The 19,344-nt window shown below is 39.1% G+C and carries 14 protein-coding genes; 3 read left to right on the forward strand and 11 right to left on the reverse strand.

What is annotated here, in order from left to right; all coding sequences use genetic code 11:
* Positions 1-64 precede the first annotated feature (64 nt).
* The 6 genes from AC5YGI_RS15430 to AC5YGI_RS15455 form a co-directional block, all read right to left on the reverse strand.
* Positions 65-736, reverse strand: coding sequence for a hypothetical protein (locus AC5YGI_RS15430; protein ID WP_227941541.1), 672 nt, complete (start codon positions 734-736; stop codon positions 65-67).
* 14 nt (positions 737-750) lie between these two features.
* Positions 751-5,517 carry an RHS repeat-associated core domain-containing protein gene (locus tag AC5YGI_RS15435; RefSeq protein WP_496168930.1) on the reverse strand — a complete coding sequence of 1,589 codons (4,767 nt, stop codon included), beginning with the start codon at positions 5,515-5,517 and terminating at the stop codon, positions 751-753.
* 18 nt (positions 5,518-5,535) lie between these two features.
* The gene (locus tag AC5YGI_RS15440; RefSeq protein ID WP_330746022.1) at positions 5,536-6,795 is read right to left on the reverse strand and encodes a tetratricopeptide repeat protein; all 1,260 of its coding nucleotides are present in this window, start codon (positions 6,793-6,795) and stop codon (positions 5,536-5,538) included.
* The gene (locus AC5YGI_RS15445) at positions 6,795-8,957 is read right to left on the reverse strand and encodes a type VI secretion system Vgr family protein (RefSeq protein ID WP_330746021.1); all 2,163 of its coding nucleotides are present in this window, start codon (positions 8,955-8,957) and stop codon (positions 6,795-6,797) included. The genes AC5YGI_RS15440 and AC5YGI_RS15445 overlap by 1 nt, the downstream gene beginning before the upstream one ends.
* A 532-nt stretch (positions 8,958-9,489) precedes the next feature.
* Positions 9,490-11,256, reverse strand: coding sequence for a S41 family peptidase (locus AC5YGI_RS15450; RefSeq protein ID WP_496168931.1), 1,767 nt, complete (start codon positions 11,254-11,256; stop codon positions 9,490-9,492).
* A gap of 76 nt (positions 11,257-11,332) precedes the next feature.
* Positions 11,333-11,836, reverse strand: a complete 504-nt coding sequence (locus tag AC5YGI_RS15455) for a DinB family protein (RefSeq protein WP_496168932.1) — start codon at positions 11,834-11,836, stop codon at positions 11,333-11,335.
* 147 nt (positions 11,837-11,983) lie between these two features.
* On the opposite strand from AC5YGI_RS15455, the gene AC5YGI_RS15460 reads away from it, so the two are divergent.
* Positions 11,984-13,135, forward strand: a complete 1,152-nt coding sequence (locus tag AC5YGI_RS15460; protein WP_496168934.1) for a tetratricopeptide repeat protein — start codon at positions 11,984-11,986, stop codon at positions 13,133-13,135.
* A gap of 63 nt (positions 13,136-13,198) precedes the next feature.
* Positions 13,199-13,477 carry a nuclear transport factor 2 family protein gene (locus AC5YGI_RS15465; protein WP_496168935.1) on the forward strand — a complete coding sequence of 93 codons (279 nt, stop codon included), beginning with the start codon at positions 13,199-13,201 and terminating at the stop codon, positions 13,475-13,477.
* A 57-nt stretch (positions 13,478-13,534) separates the two neighbouring features.
* Here the strand turns inward: AC5YGI_RS15465 and AC5YGI_RS15470 are convergent, their stop codons facing one another.
* From AC5YGI_RS15470 to AC5YGI_RS15485, 4 genes are all read right to left on the reverse strand, one after another.
* Positions 13,535-14,098, reverse strand: coding sequence for a DUF6624 domain-containing protein (locus AC5YGI_RS15470; RefSeq protein ID WP_496168936.1), 564 nt, complete (start codon positions 14,096-14,098; stop codon positions 13,535-13,537).
* A gap of 65 nt (positions 14,099-14,163) precedes the next feature.
* Positions 14,164-14,715 carry an AAA family ATPase gene (locus AC5YGI_RS15475; protein ID WP_496168937.1) on the reverse strand — a complete coding sequence of 184 codons (552 nt, stop codon included), beginning with the start codon at positions 14,713-14,715 and terminating at the stop codon, positions 14,164-14,166.
* Positions 14,716-14,771: 56 nt separating this feature from the next.
* On the reverse strand, positions 14,772-15,767 hold the full coding sequence (locus AC5YGI_RS15480; protein ID WP_496168938.1) for an MsnO8 family LLM class oxidoreductase: 996 nt from the start codon (positions 15,765-15,767) through the stop codon (positions 14,772-14,774).
* Between the two features lie 65 nt (positions 15,768-15,832).
* On the reverse strand, positions 15,833-16,189 hold the full coding sequence (locus tag AC5YGI_RS15485) for a winged helix-turn-helix transcriptional regulator (RefSeq protein ID WP_110009755.1): 357 nt from the start codon (positions 16,187-16,189) through the stop codon (positions 15,833-15,835).
* Positions 16,190-16,298: 109 nt separating this feature from the next.
* On the opposite strand from AC5YGI_RS15485, the gene AC5YGI_RS15490 reads away from it, so the two are divergent.
* The gene (locus AC5YGI_RS15490; RefSeq protein ID WP_496168940.1) at positions 16,299-17,432 is read left to right on the forward strand and encodes an MFS transporter; all 1,134 of its coding nucleotides are present in this window, start codon (positions 16,299-16,301) and stop codon (positions 17,430-17,432) included.
* A gap of 144 nt (positions 17,433-17,576) precedes the next feature.
* Here AC5YGI_RS15490 and putP read toward each other — a convergent pair whose 3' ends face one another.
* Positions 17,577-19,073, reverse strand: a complete 1,497-nt coding sequence (putP, locus tag AC5YGI_RS15495) for a sodium/proline symporter PutP (protein WP_496168941.1) — start codon at positions 19,071-19,073, stop codon at positions 17,577-17,579.
* Positions 19,074-19,344 lie beyond the last annotated feature (271 nt).

Consider the following 19,344-nt stretch of genomic DNA (forward strand, 5'->3'; position numbering starts at 1 on the left):
ATCAAATTCTTGTGGAATATAAAATTTGCAGAGCCTGAATTTTATCTTTTATCGTATCTATAAATTAAATAACTGAGATATTTTTTAATCCTAACAACTCAATTCCTTCCAGGTCTACATTTTTACATTTTTCTAAAAGCAAATTTTCAATACTCTTCATTTGCTTAATGGTTTCTTTTACATGAATTAAAGAATTACAACTTTGAATAAATACTGTTTTTAATTTACTACATTTTTCAATTCCTTTAACAGAGATAAAAGTTCCCCGTATGATACGTAAAAATTCTAAGTTAACAGTTTCGCTTAGAAAAGATAAATCCTCAGTTTTTACATTTCCAATTAATAAACGATTTAGTGACTTTAAGTTTTCCCAACCTTCTAAACCTTTATAGTAGCCAATGTTAAGAATTTTCAAATTAGGTATCTTTGATAAATCAAGATTAAAATCTGTACCAGCACTCCAACGGAAATCTTCCAATCCTGACAAATTATACAAACCTGTAATGTTAGATTTTTTAGCTAAGGGAACCAGCCAATGAAAAGTTGTAATAAAATTCCTTCCCTTTAAAAAATCAAAATTTACCACTTGTTTTGTATCAATATCATCAGTCGATATACATACCTCATTAATATTATTTTTTTGGGCAAAGTCCAGACCTTCCTCAATGTGATCATAAGAAATCGTTATTCCTTTAAAATGAGATGTTTCACCAAAATCTACTTTATATTTTTCCATATAATATACTAAAATCAATTATAATTTACTTTTGCTCTTGCTTTTACATCAGCATCATAATCAGCTTGTAATTTATCTGCCAATTCTGTTGCTCTTGCTTGTAATTGAGGGTTTGCATCCCAAGTAGATTTACCACTCATATGATTATTTAAATAATCCGCCGGTACTCCAGCTCCACCAGGTCTGAAACCTGCATCTTTCATTGTTTTATACTCAACCATTTTTCCAAGATCATTATTTCCTCCTGTACTAACATGTGCTTTTCCAATAAGAGTATTATCTCCACCCATTTTACCAACTTGTGAAGTTCTTGTAGAAATGGATTGATTCATTCTTCCAATTTCACCTTTTCCTATATACTTATCCCCACTTGCAAATCCAAACAGATAAGCTCCCCCAGATCCCGCTAGACCAAAAATATCAACCCACCAGTTTATATCTTTTATATAGTTATAAAGGCTTAATCCTCCTTTTAATCCAATTGGGTCTTTAGAAATATAATTTCCACTTTCTATATCATAATAACGAAACCTGTTATAGTATAACCAAGTATCTTGGTCTTCATATTGTCCAAGCTGTCTGAAAGGAATAAAATATCTATTTCCTTTTAAGTTTTTAAGGTTTCCATAGGCATCATATTCTGTACTCCATACGGTTTGCCCTCCTTCATCAAAAGCCTGAACAGGTCTGCCTATATAGTCAGAAACAATGCAGTAACTTTCTCCATTGATAATTTTGGCACATGGTATATATGAATTTCGCTCATACACCCATGTCACCACATTCTCCACAGGTTCTTTTCCAACGCTGACATTCCCGTCATCATCTACAACCGTTACAGGAACTTCTTCTGCCTCATAGCTCCATTCATGCAGGAGAACGTTACCATCCCAAATATAACGAGTTATTTTCTTCAGACCAATTTTTGAGGTTCTTCTTCCGAGGGCATCATACTCAAAGCTTACTTCTTTGCCGTCGGGGCGTTTTACTTTGGCCAGCATTCCGTTGGCATTCCAGGAATATGCCCAGTCTCCGGCGGACCATTCCGGGTTTTGAATTTCTGTTGGAGAGTCTTCGGTTACATTGGGTAAATCGGCTCCATCCGGCAGTTTCGGGCTGTTCATCCAATCTGAAGCAATGGTTTTATAATAAGGATGCGTATTCTCCTGTTCTTCTTTACGCTCAGGTCTGGCATCGTTGATTGGCCGTTTACTTTTTAACAATAAATTTCCTTCTTCATCGTAATGGTAGAACCAGTTTTTATCACGCATCAGCTTTCCTCCTTTGTCATAGACGCGGTCAGTCTGCCGGGCACTTTCATATAAACATCCCGTAGCATCCGGATTTTTGTACTGCACTTCTCCGCTTGAATATTCTGCAGCAACAAGGCTTCCGAAAGCATCGTAATCAAATCTTGTTCTTCCGCCCGTCACCCTGTCCAGGGTATGAAGCAAGCGGTTTCCGGCTCCCCAGCCGTAGTCTTTATGGAAGGTAGTATTGGTTTTATTCACTGTTACTTTCTGACTTACCGGCATTCCGATATGGTCAAATTCAAAAATGCTTTCCACCCCGCCGGTCATTTCACGGGAATGCATCTGCCCGTTTCGGCTGATCTCAAGATTCATCTGCCAGGGTGCATGCACTTCCGGAGTAGCGGCAGTTACCGATGTAAGCTGTCCAAGATCATTATAAGAATAGTCTACTTCGGCTCCCAGACTGCTTTTCAAACCGATCAGATTTGCCAGACTGTCATATTCATACTGAATGATATGTTCACCCTGTTTTTCACTGGTGACCTGCCCTAATTTATTTCTCTGAAAAGCGACACTGCTGTTTTCATTATCTGCTTTAACCAATAATCCTGAAGTGTCATACTGATAGGCTTCCCAGGTTCCGTCGGGATAATGGGTCTGTGTTAATCTTCCGCCCAGATCATATTCATGAAAAATATCTTTTCCCTGAGGAGTCCTGGTTTGGGTAACCATTCCGTCTTTATCTCTTACAAAGAACTTTTTCTGGCCGTCAAACCCTATTTCACCAATGATATCATTATTATTATTTCTTTCAAAAGAATAGACTTCTCCTTTCTCATTGGTAATGCTCATTAAATTTTCATAAGCATCATACCCAAAAAACAACGTTTCTTCTTTTTTATGGGAAAGAGCATTCCTGCGGACCTGGCGTTTTAGGCTTCCCATCGGCGTATAGCTCATGAGCCATTCTGCACGCCCGTCGGTAGCGTACACCGGAAGATCATAGGCATCGTAACGGAGTTTTAACGGGAATTGCCCCTGCTCGTTCACTTCAACCACTCTTCCCATTTTATCCCTGTTCCAGAGGGTTCTGTTCAAAGGCCCCGGGCTGAACACCGTCAGCCTTCCATACTCATCATATTTCCAGTACTGCTCGGCTCCGGCAGTGTTGGTGAGCTGAGTAAGCTGGCCTCTCTGGTTATATTTATAATAAGTAACAATCTCTTCTCTGCTGCTGCTTTCAGGAATTCTTTCGCCGTCTGCATATTCATAGTATACCGTTTCTTCGGCAGGGTCGGTATAGCTGATCAGTTTTCCCTCTTCATCATAGCTCCATGTTTCCGAAGCTCCCGAAGGAGAGAAACGGGCAATTACCTGTCCGAATTCATTGTACTGATAATGGTATTCTTCTCCATCCGGGGTATGGAAAATTTTAATATTTCCCATTTCATCATAGGTATATCCCTGAACTCTTCCTTCAGGGGACCCCATCATTTTCAACTCGTTGTGGGCTGTATAATCGTACCAGGTTTCTCCACCTTCTCCATTTACATTTTTGTAAACCAGAAAGTTTTCATCATAATGATATTCCTCGGTTTTATTATTTTGTTTTGGATAGATAACTTCTGTGTAACCTTCCTCATCATGGTAATGAAGTCTTCCTTCCATATATCCATCCGTACCTTTGGTATGAACTACTCTTCCGTTTTTATCATATTCCCATTGATAGCTCATCCCGTTCCGGTTAGTTCTTTTCACAACATGGTTTTCTCCATCATAGTCAAACACAATGGCCTTTTTGTGAATATCCCAGACATGGGTAAGGTTGCCACGTTCATCATAATTGTATTTAACCTGCAAATCTCTTTGTTTTTTATAACAAAAGTAAACTTCTGTCACCTTTTTATATTCCGGATGAATCACAGTTTCTATACTGCAGCCACTTTTTACATCTTTTATACTTTTCAGTACAATATTCCGGGCTTCATACTCATATTCCCTGATAGTTCCGTCTCCATATTCAATACGGGTTACCTTATAAATAACTCCTTCCGAAATATGATGGAAACGTTGATATGTATAGACATCAGTTCCTTTACGAACGATCCAGATACTGTTATTGGGCCTGTACTGCCATATCTTCTGATCTCTGAAATAAGTCATTTCTTCTCCGATCTCAGGTGCAGGAATCAGCATTGCCATATTTTCGTCCGGATGCATCCAGCCTGCAAACTTATTATCCTCATCAGGAAGAATAAACAGATCATGATTATTAAAAACACCATTTCCAAGAGGTCCGAAATCATAAGGCCTGTCGCTGTGCCAGATATTTTTCCAGCTTAAAGGTGTACTGCCCTGAATTATAAAATCATCCCATTCAAAAACCATGGCACCGGTTGCAAAATTTACAGGTTCAAGGCCGTAATGACATAATTTTTTAGATAAGGCATTGGCTAATTTGAATTTATTGAAAGGTGCTTTTTTAAGAACACTGTTGTTTAGCTTTTTTAAACCGTTAGCACCAAGTTTTCCTAATTTCTTGGTTAAACTTCTCATTAAAAACATCCCGGCAAGACGCATCAGCATTTCTCCGGGTGTATAAACATGGGGTACAAAAGCGCCTCCTACCAAAACCGGTCCACCCGTATTGATCTGAATATACATGCTTGAAAAGTTATTATAGAAAGCAAAATAGGCCAGTGGATTTTTCTTTGGCTTATCAGGCATTGCGGGCAGCATTGTCATTCCGAAAGGAAATCCCATACAGGTTAATACCTGCTGAGGCTGGTTACCGCTCATTTTACTTCCCTGCGCCAGAACGGTCTGCGAACCGTAATACACTTCTCCTTCATGTGGAGCTTCCTGAGGAAAAGGAATGATGTATACCGGAATAAGCGATGTGACATGTCTGAAAGGAATGACCACTCCCATCACACTGGTTGTGGTGGTTGCTTTGTGCCTTCCATGAACATATATAGAGCCACCCAGCGGAATATTTTCAGGAAGAGAAGGCATCAGGTTTCTGGCAAATTGCGGAATCGGAATTTTAATGGTAATATAATCCATAATATCAAAAACAATCCCGATAAACGGATGAGGCAGCGGCAATGGAATAAACATGAATGAAGGTGGCGGCGGAATGAGAGTCCAGTGGATATCAATGGCCAGTACAATATCAAAATGTTTACTTGTATGCTGAATGGCTGTGGAAGGCATTGCAGGATTATTGACCTTAATCAGTTTCACTTTGCTTTCCGGAGCGGCCTTTTCTACTGTCACGGCACTGTCGCCACCTCCGCCTCCACTGCTTTTTTCCGGCTGTCCGGCATCTCCTCCCACTATAGATTTAGCCATGGAAACGGGATTCAGGGAATCGAAATTATTTTTCATTCCGTTCTTCCATCCCTGTTTGGTTTTATCCCAGCTTACCGAAGTAACATCTGTATTTACCTTCCATGAGCGGTCTGGGTTCATGTCCGGTTTTGCTACTTTAATGGGTTTTACTGTTTTTTTATTCAGATCTGCCATGATTCTTTTAATTTGAGATTACCCTGCTTTTGGTTTTTCCACGCTCACCTTCCAGTCATCACCAAAATAAGTCTTCATTTCACTGTCCAGTTTTGTTTTTTTATCAGTATCGCCTTCATATTTAAGAATAAGCATTGAGGCAACAAACCTCAGACTGCTCTGTTCTCTTGCTGAAGCATCCATCAGTTTTGCTATATCCAGACATTTTTCAAAATACCGGATCATTTTATCTTTTGTCAGCACTGTATCATTCAATGTAGCGATGATCCTGTAACACTCAATCGCCATTGCATATTCTCCTATTTTATGAGCCGTCTCTGCGGCTTTTTCAAATGCTTTTTCTGCCCTGGACTTTTTGGAGTTGCCTAACAAATGGCTTCCATAATTCATATACATCTGAACTTCCAGAGGAGTATCAGGTTCTACTTTTTCAAATATTGTCCGATAGGTATCTTCTGCCCTGTCCTTCTTCCTGTCCGCTATATATGCCTGGGTAAGCATAAAATAGGCAGAAATTTCGCCCTGTTTATTTTTTTGTTCTCCGGCGAGCTTCACCGCCTTTTTCAAGGCGTGCTCTGCTTCTTTAAATCTTTCTTTGCTTAAATGATTACTCGCTATAAGAATCTGCTGCTGGAAGTCTGTATCCGGGCTGTTCTTCTTACGGTTGGTATGAGCGGCAGTATTCTGCATTAACTGATGAATGTCTACCTCTATTCTGAAGCTGTGTGCTGAAGAGATGCCGGACAAAGTCCTGTAATGGTGATGTTCCGCCCAAACCAGTTTAATATCTTTATTTCCCGTTGCTTCACAGATCCTGCACCATTCTTTCACCCATAAAGAAAGTTCTTCGGTATCATTAATCCTGAGCGGGGCAATGTAGATATAGATTTTAGAATCCTTAATATTCGGGAAGTTTTTCTTCAATTCCAGCAAAGGATAAAAAGCTTTGTAAGCATCTGTTTTAAAACTTTCTTCCGGTTTTTTGAGATCCCATTGGGGAATATCCTCCTCACTTTTCTTCAGCATTTCATAGAACTCAGTCCATTCATCCAATAAGGTTTGTCCGAAGGAGTTCATCCCGTTAAATTCCTGATAATGGAGCAAAAAAACATCGTCTCCTTCTTCATCTTCAGAAAGCTTCGATTTGATAAATCCATCAAAAAGATCGGTTTCATGTTTTTCTCCCAAACAGATCAGCATAGGCTTTTCTTCGTTTTTTGAAACCACTTTCTGCCATTGTCTTTTTAATTTAACCAGCTCCAGATCTACGGGATTCATTAATTCAGTTTTACAGTTCCACTTACAATATTCGTCTCGCTTCCTCCACCGACATTGATTTTTCCTCCACTGCTGAGATTGGCTTCAGTATCACCTCTCATGGAAAGCGTATTGGTTCCGATATCCAGTGTATCGGATTTGATTCCGACACCTGAAGTAGGCTCACCGTCTTCAGGCCCTACTCCAACTCCGATACTCGTTGTGCCACCAACACCAATATTGACTCCCTGTACGAATATTTCTTTTCCTTTAATCTGAATATTTCCCTCTTTATCCATATAAATCGAGCTGCTTCCGCAATTCAGCGTAATGGAAATTTTGCTGTCTATGCTTATATTTCCCGCTCCATCCAGAAAAACAGAATTCTGATCTTTATCTTTTACGGTAATTCCTCCTGCATCATCCAGACTCATGGTATGTCCGCTTTTACTGCTTAAGCTTTTAATATTATTTCCGGCACCGCCGCCACCGCCAACTCCGCCATGGAACATTCCTCCCATCACAAACGGACGGTCAGGATGCTGGTGTGCAAAATTGACCACTACCTGATCTCCTTCCTCCGGAATCGCCATAAATCCACGATTTTTACTCACTTTTTCGCTGCCTCCGCCATCGGGAGTCATTACTCTGATATATTCTGTGGTAGTAGAACCATTCTGCCAGTCGAACTGCACTTTCACCCTTCCCTGGTTTAAAGGATCTGCATTGGAAATCACTTTGGCAAACTGGGCATCTGCTTTTGGAGTATGAAACTCCGGGCGGGGAATGAATCCGGTATCAGAAGCTATAGCCTCAAAAGTTCCGGTATAATATCCTCTGGCATCTACCTCATGATACATATCTGTAATCATTAATTTGGTAAAATAGGTTGTTTCGCTGCTTTCGGCTTTTCTCATTTCAATATCAGCGATACAGCCGGGATAAAGGAATGGCACTGTTGTAACTCCTGAAATAACGAAGACTTCAGCGGCTTTACTTCCGGCAGTTCCTTTCTGGGAAGTTTCCACATCCATGAAAGACACCGCTTTTATAGGCGCTACCCTCAGCGATGGAGTGGTAAATGTTTTTTCTGAAATTTCGTAGGCTCTCTTCGCAATATCTGAGGTATGATTAATCTTTGAGCTTCCTGCCGTTAATTTTTCATTTTTACTGCTGTTGTAACCGTAAAATGACGGATTCACGTGCTGTGCCTTCATTTTTATCTTGACATCACTCACACTGCTGCCATAGGTTAGCTTTACAGGTTTTTCCTGAGGTGGAAGTTTCCCGAAATGCAGTACTTCGCCATCGTAATAAAACTGTTCACCGTAGGCTTCCGCAATCCGGGCCAGATAGTTATAATGAGTTTCTTCATATTGTGAGCTGTAAGAAACATTTCCATGGGCCGCATCTACTCTGAAATCGAACGTATTTTGTCCCAGACCTTCTTTGATCACCTGGTCTGCGATACTGTTCAGGCTGATTTCCTGGGCTCCGCCAAAACTTTGAATATGGGGTGCTGCATCTAAAAGAACCGTAGGGCTGGATCCTGTAAGAACGATATTTCCCAGGCTTCCTTTTTCCTGGCTGAAACCTACTTCTGTGATGACTCCAACGAAATTTCTTTCCGGACCGTCTTCAACATCTTTATATCTGAAAATAACAGTAATTCTTTTTCCCAGAAAGTTCTGAGCTTCTTCCAGATTGTGGTTTTCGGAATTTCCCAAACTATCGTGAGCCAGCATCAGATCAAATTCATGATGTTTTACAGCACTTTGTTTTAATTGAAAATGCTTGAAATGTTTAATGACCTTTCCGTCAATTACGATTTCAAGTTTTACCACACGGTTAATTCCGGCTACCTGATTTCCGGGTATCGTACTGGCATTATAAATTCCTGAAGTTGGCTGCTTAGACCATACTTTATCTTCTACCAGTGTGGGAGGGTTGGATTGTTTAACCTGGTTCATAAACATTTGGGACCCGTTTTGAGCCATCCCTGTATAGGCCTGGGCCTGAGCCATTTTTTCTGAAGCTTTTTTAATGGTTCCACTCGATTTTTCCTGTACTTCCTGAGCAGCTTTATGAACTGCCTCATCCGTCAATGTCTGTTTAACATTCTTTACAGCTGAAATTTTATCTTTGGAAACAGGCAATTTGGGTGAATGATCGTCCTGAAACATAATGGTAATATTTGATTGATTGGGTGTCAGATTTTTTTAAGCTGAAAGTGATCCGGACCATAAAGTTCAGATCATTTCACTATCCGTGCTTCATCTGTAAAGAGGAATCCGGATATTAAGGTCGTAACAGGGTGTTAAAAGGAAAAGCACAACTATAAGTTTACTTTGTATCCCTGTTGAAATTCAGGATTTCGCCTGATTTTATTGTTGTAATATGCAGATTGTAATCATTATTAATTTTTTGTCGTTGGATTGGTGGTATTACAAAGATAAAGCGGTAATTGCTATTCAGGAAATTTTCGATGGATAATCTGAAATTTTGTCGTAGTTCTACGACTTTTCATCAATAATTCCAAAATAAATGATTAAAAAAAAGAAATAAATACCTCTATATCAAATAAATATTTAACATTTTTTAATAAATGAAAAGTATAAATTTATCACTTAAAATAGAAATAACCTAAAATATTATAATAAAAAACCAGCTGCAAAAAATAAATTTACAGCTGGCTTTATAGGTGTGAAAAACTTTTTATTGTTTTCTAAGTTCTGCTACTTTTTTCAGATAAACATCGGCCTGATCAAGAAATTCCTGATCGGTCTGCTGTATTGTCACGTGAGGAATAATCCCCTGCCCTCTCTTCTGATCAGGAAGATTTTGAGCATCCTGGATGACGTGAACAATAGAAAATCCGGTCTGGATTCCGGTATTGGGAAGTTCATACACCAATGGAAGATGGCCATTATGTTCATAATAGCCTCCTACCGTTTCTTTTCCAATCACAACAGCATTGGTATAGGATTTAATAAGGGAAGCAAGGTGTGAAGCTGCAGAAGCTACCCTTTGATCAACAAGCAGATAAAGCTGTCCTTTAAAAGTTCTTTCATTAGGCAAAACGGATGGATTCTTATCATCTGTCCAGTAATATTTTCCTTGAACACTTTTAGGATAAAGCTGTTTCAGATAGGCATTAAGGCCATGTTTATCCTGTACTCCGTTAGAGAGAAAAAGAGGAGTTATAATGAGTTTTTCCTCCAAAGGGACTTCATTGAATTGGGTGTAAGCATAGTGACTGTCACGGAAAGGTCTTTGTGCAAGATAAGAGAATACTTTTTCATAAAGAGCTCCTGTGCCTCCTGTATTTCCTCTGAGATCAATGATCAGATTCTGTATTTTTTCCTTTTCCAGAGTATCCATCATCTGATCAAGAAAAACACTGAATTTTTTATAGGCCGGATCTTCTTTTCCGGTGGCAAAATCGAATCCTCTCAAAGATAATCTGTAAATTCCTTCTCCTTCTTTGCTGAAGCTATATTTTTCAGACAGCATTTTTTTGTCAAAGGCAAGCGAATATCTTGATTCCTGAAGTTTTTTTAAACTTTCCAATGGAATTCCTTCCAGAGAAACTTCTTTTACGGCTCCATTCCATTTATATCGGATCACATAATTTTTGTGGTTTCCGAATTCCATATAAAATTTATCCAGCATTCCTCTTTCAAAACCTGTTGTTTCCTTGTAAGGCATGGAATAGCCGTCAGAAAAATAGTATTGCGAAAAACGGCTGATCATTTCTTTTGCAGGAACTCCGTTGATGGAAAGAATTTCGGCACCAAGAGGTATTGGTGCCTCTTTTGAATCCTGAAGCAGGCGTCCGTCAATATTCTTCAGAGTGATAGGCAGATATTCAGGTTTCTGGGTGAGATAATAGGAGACATGATTGGGTAAATCCGTATAATTATGGCAGCTTCCTTCAAATCCGGTAAGTCTGGCAATGATTTTATAGAAATCAAAAATATTTTTACTGTTTCTGGCTTCTGCTTCCGCCTGCTGGTAGATGCTGTCTATCTGCTTTTTGCTTCTGTACACATAGAGTCCGGAATTTGCTTTTTCCCTAATCAGACGGAATGTTCTGAGATCTTCCACAAACTGATCGGAACTGAACTGGCCGTTCAGAACAGGTACGCTTTTAGATTCAGCAATAGATACTTTTGCAATTTTACTTTTTTCAAGATAAGATTTAGCCCAGATCTTTACTTCATATTTCTTTCCTTTTTCAGGAGTAAAATACAGGCGCTCGATACTTTTTATTCCTCTGGAATCATCCTGTTCTTTCAGTTTTTTTCCATCCATGAACAAAGCAATTCCCAGATTAGCATCAGCCGACTGTACCGAAATCCATGATGGTTTGTGAGATTGTGGCGGATATTTGAGGGTGTCTCCCGGTTTAAGCTCCAGAAGAGTCTGTGCATATGCACTGTTTAAGAATAGCAAAAGAGGGAGGATAAGAGGTCTGGCCATTATTATTTTTTTGAATGGGCTAATATACAAATTAACCTCAACCGATTGAATATGCTCCGGCTATTCCCTTTCAGCACTATAGTTTCACACTCATATCCTGTACTTCTTCAGCAGAAAATCCATAGATCTGCGGGGTTTTTACATCCAGAAGGTTCAGATAGATATATAATTCTGCCCTGTGGTGGATTTCATGTTCTATCATGGCACGAAGCCATTTCCATACGGAAATTTCCTGATTGGCAGGAGTAAGGCATTTCCTGGTAAGATCCTCATCTGAAAGTCCTGCGATGATTTCAAGAGTCTGCCTGTGCATTTCATTAAAAAACTTAACGGTATCCGCATAGCCGTCAGCAAGGTCTTTACCACAACCCGGATAAGCACTTTTCTTTCCTGATATAGTTTCCCCGTACATATACCTTTCGATGGCTGCAATATGTCTTATCTGATCTCCAATGGTAAATTTTCCCGGTTTATAAGAAAAATCAATATGCTCAGGAGGAACAACTTCAATAATGCGGTTGGTTCTCTCTCTTATTTTTTCATAATAATCAATGAATGACTGTACAGTTTTTATTTCCATATCTTTTGCCTGATTTTTATATAAAGTGAATATAAGAAATCTGACTTAGTGTTTCATCATAAACCATTCAGAATAAAAAAATCCCCGATAAGTGAGACTAAAATTTGGATCCCTGGTAAATAACCTATATTTTAGTTAAAAATAACCATGATGAAAAGAGGAATCTGCTTGTGTATTATTCTATTAAGCTTTAAAAATCTTACTGCCCAGTCTGCAAAAATTGATACTGAAAAACTTCTTGAGTATTACGAAACACAACGTTATGCTGATGCAGCTACTTATCTTCAGAGTATATATCCCGGAGATACACAGGATATAAAAGCTCTGTCGCAAATAGCCTATTGTAATATGATGGCCGGAAAACTACCGGAAGCAGAAAAAAATTATCTGAAGATCAACACCATTCAACCCGACAGTGTACCCACCTTATTCAGTTTGGCCAGTATCAATTCCAGACGGGGAAATGTTTCCAATGCCAAAACGTATCTTCAACAGATTATCCGGCTGGACAGTATTAACTTCAGTGCTTATAAACAGCTTGCAGCTTATGCAGAAACTCCTGAATCCAGACTTTCTTACCTTAAAAAAGCCAATAGCCTTAATTCTGCAGATCCCGATGTTGCTTTTGATCTTTCTGCAACTTACATCAGCCTCAAACAATACCAATCAGCGTATGAGGTATTGAAAACAGCCATTGCAGCCGATACTGAGAACTTTACTTTACTGCAGGCTCTACTGCCGGCTGCCAACCAACTCCAAAAATATCCGGAAGTGATTGAAAAAGGTGAAAAGCTCCTGAAAAACCATGCTGATGTTAATGTAATGAATGATCTCGGACAGGCCTATTTTTATGTAAAGGATTATCAGAAATGTATCACGCTTTATAAAACACTGGAAGATATGGGAGTACAAAATGAAGGTACATTATATTTTATGGCCCTGAGCTATCGTGAACTGAAAGATTATAACAATGCAGCCCTCTATGCACAAAAGACTATTGACGAAGCTGTTTCAGATCACACCAACCTTTATTATGCTGCACTTGCAGGCATTTATGAAGCTAAAAACCAGTATAATGATGCTGTGACAGCTTATAAAAGAGGATTAACTTTTGGTACCAGCAATATTATTTATTACCGTTTGGGGCTTCTTTATGATCTCAATCTAAAGCAGCCTAAGAATGCCGCAACATATTATCAGATGTACCTTAAAAACAATCCTGATCAGGACAAGGAAAAAGAGCAGATTGCCTATGCAAAAGGAAGAATTCTTGCTTTAAAACAGATAGGCTCTTTATGATTATAGTCACAAGAAGAATCTCCGGTGATCCGTTAATTTTGTATAGGCAATAAACAGAATATTATGGACAATACAACGCAAAACACAGCAGAACGATTTATCCAATATCTAAACGAAGAAAATTTCGATAAGGCAGAAAGCTGTCTTGATCCTGATTTTAAATTTATAGGGGTAATGGGAAAGAGAGAAGGAGCCTCTGTTTACATCAAAGATATGAAGCAGATGAAGTTTAAGTATGAGATTCTTAAGACTTTTACTTCCGGTGAAGATGTTTGTTTCTGGTACAATATTGATATGGGAGAAAAAACAATAGAATCTTCGGGATGGTATCACATCAAGTGATGGAAAGATCCGTACTTTAAAAGTTCTGTTTGATCCGAGACCTTTATTAAAAGAGTCTTAAATCCATCCTGTTTTTTTCCTCCATGCGGTATATTCAGCGTCTTTGCTATCAATTTCCGGAATGTCCTGGACCTCGGGGATTTTATTGATATCTGATTCGGAAAGGACCCGCAGATTTACCTTTTCGCGTTCTGTATTTAACTTTTCTTTGTTTTCTACGGGATACATTATTCCGTCAGAGGTCAGCTGAGTACCATACTTTTGAGGTTTACCCTGAAAAACCTGAATTCTGTCGTATAAATAGGCTGTATGGATAGGATTAATATCATTACAATGCTTTTCCATCATAGCGTAGCTTGTTTTCATAAATTCGGGTTCGCCGATAGCATGCTGGATGATCAGCCATGCTGCATCACTAGCTTCCTCACCTACTTTTGAGATGGTAGGATAACCGATTTCTGCAATAATTTCCCGCAGCCGTTGTGCATTGGCTCTATGGATCTTTTCCATTTCGGGATGATAGCCTCCGGATAATTCTCCAGCCAGCAATAGTTTTTCTCTTACGGACAGGTCTTTGTCAGCCATTTCGATCAGTTCTTTTTCAAAAGGAAGATGGTTCATAGTTGATAATTGATAATTGATGAGTGATAATTGATGAGTGATAATTAATAGGTGATGATGATACTTTATATGAGCCTGTCAAGGATAAAACGGGCTCTGTTTTCTACTGAAATTTTCGGGACTTCTATGATATTGTAACCATATTCCTGATAAATTTCATTCATACATTCAAAGGTAAGCATAGATTTCTCGAAGGTTTGTTTTCTTTCAGGGTCATTTTCGTAAATCTCTTTCCATGGCGGCAGAATGAAAACATTGTTATGATACATCATTTCTCTTGCTTTAACCTCCATAGATTCCGGAACAGCAATATTTTCAAGTTTCATATAACCAAGTGTATCCAGTATTCCACGGTCAAAGAAAACAGGTTTTGCAGAAGTTGTCTGACTTATTCTCAGGTAGGTTTTTACGGATTCTTCGAACATCAGTTCTGCAAAAAGTTCTTTGTTAAGCCATGGAAGCCCTTCTCCACCGGAATTCATCTGTTCTTTAATGATTCTCCTTCCTTCTTCAGGTACAGTTATCATTTCACGGCGGCTTAATTCATCCAGCAAAGTTGTTTTTCCTGCTCCGGGACCTCCGGTAATGATATAGAATGTTGAAATATTCTGTTTCATGGGTTTGAATTATAGTATAAAACTTCATCATACAGCAGAATTTCATACTGCGGAGTTTATCTGTTATTTTTAATGATACTTTTATACGTGTTGATGCGGTCTTCTTCCCGGTACATATTACACAATATCAGGAGATCATCGGTATTGTACTTTTGGGCAATTTCATCTAATCTCTGGTTAACAGATTCCGGTGTTTCTATAATAATTCTGTTCAAAACTGTAAAGAATTCTTCTTCATTCTTTGTTCCCAGAATCTTCTGTTCTACCACTTCCGGAGAAAGAACCACGTTGGGGCTTTCTAATTTCCGGGACTGTAAAAACTGATAGGCCATTCCGTAAGCATTCCGTCTGGCATCTTCTATTGTATCTGCTACCGATACCGCTATGGCAACCTGCAGAGAAGGCTGGGAAAAATATTGTGTTCTGTCAAATTCTCTGAGATAAGCATCTGTATTTTCCTTTCCGTTCTCACTATTCATAAAAGCAGCGAATGAATATCCAACTCCATGCTTTGCAGCTTCCCGGGCGGAGGTCATTCCTGAGCCCAGCCACATAATTTCCGGAATATGCTGTACATGAGTCGGCTGTGCAATAAGTCCATTATAAACTCCTTCTTCGTCCTTTATGAATTGAATGATCTCTTCCAGTTTGGTTTCCATATTGGATAACACTACCGGTTTATGATTGTTCAGTGCCATGACAGCATCTTTTAATCCTCCGGGAGCTTTTCCAAGTCCAAGAATAAAACGTTCAGGATATAAAGTTGACAACATTTTGGTCCATTCCGCAATCTTATAGGCAGAATAGTTTCTCATCATGATTCCGGCAGTTCCTATTTTGATCCGGTTCGTTTTACTGAGAGCAATTGCAGCTAAAAGCTCGGGACTGGAACTTCCATAAGCTTCTACTCCATGATGTTCGGAATACATGATGCTGTGAAACCCTGTTTCTTCAGCCATTACAGCAAGCTTAAGACTGTTTTTCAATGCAGATGCCGCACTGCCGCCCATGGTGGCGGGTGACTGATCTAATATCCCTAATTTCAGCTTCATACTGTTGGATCAATTTTATGGTGAAGGTATGAAAAAAGCTTTATGTAACAGAAAATGAAGTGATATCATTCTTTAGGCGGAAAAACAATTCCCTCATCCTTAATCAGATCGTAACCAAATTTCATGATAGTTTCAATAACCGGAATGGCTTTCTCTCCTTTCTTTGTAAGACTATACTCTACTTTTGGAGGAATTACGGGAAATACTTCCCTGTGAATCATCTCTTTAGCTTCCAGCTCACGCAGCTGACTGGTGAGCATTTTATCTGTAATATGAGGAATATCCTTTTTAAGCTCGCTAAAACGGAGTGGCTTCTCCTGCAGTCTCCACAAAATCGGCATCTTCCATGTTCCGCCGATATGACTTAATGCAAATTCAATAGGAGTATAATACAGTCTTTTATCATGGAAAAATTCAGGCATAACAACGTTTTTTAGATTGACACTTTCAAAAAGGTAAGTATAGAACTAAAAGGTAAGTATATAGTTTCCTGATAGTCTATTCTGCAAATTTGCAAAAAAAATAATGAATATGAACAGAAATCTTTATGTACTGGCACTAGGTGTTTTCGGAATTACCACTACAGAGTTCGGAGTGATTGGAGTATTACCCGAACTTGCTTCCGCATTCCGGGTTTCCATTGAAAAAGCGGGATGGCTGCTGAGTGCATTTGCATTGATCGTTGCTGTTTTCGGGCCCTTCATGCTTCTTATATTGTCTTCTTTCAAAAGGAAAAGCTTATTAATTTTTTCTTTATCGGTTTTTGTTGCTGCCAATATCCTGTCTGCATTTATTACCAATTTTTATCTCCTTCTCATCGTTAGAATGATTCCTGCATTTTTTCATCCGGTATATTGGTCCATTGCTTTATCTGTCGCCGGGCAAACCTCAGATCCTGCAGAGAAATCCAGGGCTGTTAGTATTATTTTTTCCGGGCTTACACTGGCAACGGTTTTAGGAGTGCCATTGGGAACATTTATATCTGGCCTGCTTTCCTGGCAGTCCTCTTTTTTACTTACCGCTTCCATTAATGGAGTTGCTCTGGCGGGAGTATGGTTTTATCTGCCATCCATTCAGAATACGAGAGCATCTTCAGATAAATTTCCCATTAAAATATTCCGGAATAAACATCTATGGAACGGGCTTTTTCTGGCATTCTTCATCATTGCAGCCATGTATTCAACTTATGGTTATATGGCAGATTTTTTTAAGAATGTCACCCAAATGAACGGGAAACAGATCAGTATACTATTTTTTCTGTTTGGAACCGCAGGAATTGCAGGAAACAGAATTGCAGGAAAATATATGAGCAGGTTTCCGTTTCAGACTACTTTTGTGTTCCTGATTTTATTATCCGGAATCCACCTTCTGATTGGGCATTACGGAAGTTATTTTATACCGATGATTTTGATTGTAACCTTTTGGGGGCTTATTCATTCCGGAGGTTTTCTGATCAGCAATATCAATGTAACGTCCTCCTCATCAGAGACCTCTGAGTTCATCAACAGTATTTTTACTTCCTGCGGGAATTTTGCGGTTACTGCAGGTACTCTTTTGGGAGGTTTTTGGATTGACCGTTATGGTATAGAAAATGTAATGTGGTCAAGTATTGCCGGTCTTGTTCTTGCCATTATTGTACTGCTTGTTAAAAGGAACAGACATTAAGTTGTAATAAAAAGCAAAGCTTTCCATGAAATGGAAGTTTTTTTAAAACGAATAAAAATATAATAGTCTGGGAAAAATGGAAATAATATACCCCCGCTGTCCAGCAAGGGTATATTATTGTTGTATCATTGAAAAGCTTCCATATTACTCCTGCATGATCTTTTGAACTTCATTGAATTCGCTTTCAATGACAGGATCAGGCTTATAGGTTGATAACGAAACAATCACATTGGTCAACAGAGAAAGCGTAAACCCAGGAATAATTTCATACCAGTCTTTCAGCGGATGTTGCAGATAAACCCAGGCTAATACTGTGATTCCTCCTACCATCATTCCGGCAAAACCTCCCTGCCATGTTGCTTTTTTCCATAAAAGCGACAGCAGGATGAGTGGCCCGAATGCAGAACCAAAACCTGCCCATGCATTTCCCACCAGATTGAGAATACTATCCTTTGGATCCAGGGATAAAAGTACCGCAATGACGGCTACCAGTAAAACAGAAAGCCTGCTTGCTATTAATAATTGCTTAGGAGTTGCTTTTTTATTCAGAAAAGCTTTGTAAATATCTTCTGTTAATGAGCTTGAAGTCACCAATAACTGAGAGGAAATCGTACTCATTACCGCTGCAAGAATGGCTGTAAGTAGAAATCCTGCAATGAACGGATGAAATAATATACGGGAGAAATAAATGAAAATAGTTTCTGCTTCCGTCTTTGATCCGTCAAACTTCATCATGGTATTCATATCGAACTTTTGCAGATAAGCGATTCCTACCAATCCAATGGCCAAAGCTCCTGCAACAGTAAATATCATCCATGTAATCCCGATGCGTCTTGCTTTGATCAGATCTTTCGGCTTATCAATGGCCATAAAACGTACCAGAATATGCGGCTGACCGCAATATCCTAATCCCCATGCCAGTAAAGAAACAATACTTACAGTCGTTGTTCCTCTGAACAGATCCAGATATTTTGGATTTTTTGCTTCAATCAGAGAAAACGTTTCGCCCACACTTCCGATCTGGGTAATGGCTACAATCGGAACAATCACCAATGCCAAGACCATGATGGTGCCCTGCACGAAATCTGTAAGACTTACAGCCAGAAATCCACCTAAAAATGTATACAGCACTACCACCAGACTTGTCAGAAGTAAGCCCGCTGTATAATCCATTCCGAAAGCAGATTCGAATAATTTTCCTCCCGATACCATTCCCGCAGAAGTGTACAGGGTAAAAAATACCAGAATGAAAATAGACGATGTAATTTTCAGGAGCTGATTTTTATTTTTAAACCTGTTTTCAAAAAATACAGGTAACGTAATGGCATTCTGTGCCACTTCGGTATAAATTCTGAGTCTTGGGGCTACAATAATATAATTGAGGTAAGCTCCAATGGTTAGCCCTATCGCAATCCAGGAGCTTGAAATTCCGGACAAATACATCGCCCCCGGTACTCCCATCAAAAGCCATCCGCTCATATCGGCTGCGCCCGCAGACAATGCTGTTACGGCAGCTCCCATTTTCCGGCCGCCAATTAAAAATTCTTCTGAATTACTTGTTGATTTTCTATAAGAATATATGCCTATACCTATCATTAATAACAGGTACAACCCCACAGAAATCCCTTCATATACTTGCATATCATTATTTTTACGAAGCCGAATATAATGATTTTCTAATGAATGGAAAGATTTCTTCTACAGAGAGAACCCATGAATAGAGAGAGCAAAACAGCTTTTATTTTTGAACCTTTTTCCGAATCGTTCTTATTATAAAATATAGCACGAGTACAAGCATCTGAATTCCACAGAAGACAAGCATAAAGAACCACCATACCAATCCAGCTCCACCACTGCTGTCAAACAACAAATGATAATATAAGACTGAACCCCATAAACAGAAAAGGATTAC

The sequence above is a fragment of the Chryseobacterium sp. CS3K3.1 genome (assembly GCF_059515165.1).

Coding starts and splice junctions, on each gene's coding strand:
- AC5YGI_RS15430 (WP_227941541.1), bottom strand. CDS start 736: ATGGAAAAATATAAAGTAGATTTTGGTGAAACATCTCATTTTAAAGGA.
- AC5YGI_RS15435 (WP_496168930.1), bottom strand. CDS start 5,517: ATGGCAGATCTGAATAAAAAAACAGTAAAACCCATTAAAGTAGCAAAA.
- AC5YGI_RS15440 (WP_330746022.1), bottom strand. CDS start 6,795: ATGAATCCCGTAGATCTGGAGCTGGTTAAATTAAAAAGACAATGGCAG.
- AC5YGI_RS15445 (WP_330746021.1), bottom strand. CDS start 8,957: ATGTTTCAGGACGATCATTCACCCAAATTGCCTGTTTCCAAAGATAAA.
- AC5YGI_RS15450 (WP_496168931.1), bottom strand. CDS start 11,256: ATGGCCAGACCTCTTATCCTCCCTCTTTTGCTATTCTTAAACAGTGCA.
- AC5YGI_RS15455 (WP_496168932.1), bottom strand. CDS start 11,836: ATGGAAATAAAAACTGTACAGTCATTCATTGATTATTATGAAAAAATA.
- AC5YGI_RS15460 (WP_496168934.1), top strand. CDS start 11,984: ATGATGAAAAGAGGAATCTGCTTGTGTATTATTCTATTAAGCTTTAAA.
- AC5YGI_RS15465 (WP_496168935.1), top strand. CDS start 13,199: ATGGACAATACAACGCAAAACACAGCAGAACGATTTATCCAATATCTA.
- AC5YGI_RS15470 (WP_496168936.1), bottom strand. CDS start 14,098: ATGAACCATCTTCCTTTTGAAAAAGAACTGATCGAAATGGCTGACAAA.
- AC5YGI_RS15475 (WP_496168937.1), bottom strand. CDS start 14,715: ATGAAACAGAATATTTCAACATTCTATATCATTACCGGAGGTCCCGGA.
- AC5YGI_RS15480 (WP_496168938.1), bottom strand. CDS start 15,767: ATGAAGCTGAAATTAGGGATATTAGATCAGTCACCCGCCACCATGGGC.
- AC5YGI_RS15485 (WP_110009755.1), bottom strand. CDS start 16,189: ATGCCTGAATTTTTCCATGATAAAAGACTGTATTATACTCCTATTGAA.
- AC5YGI_RS15490 (WP_496168940.1), top strand. CDS start 16,299: ATGAACAGAAATCTTTATGTACTGGCACTAGGTGTTTTCGGAATTACC.
- putP (WP_496168941.1), bottom strand. CDS start 19,073: ATGCAAGTATATGAAGGGATTTCTGTGGGGTTGTACCTGTTATTAATG.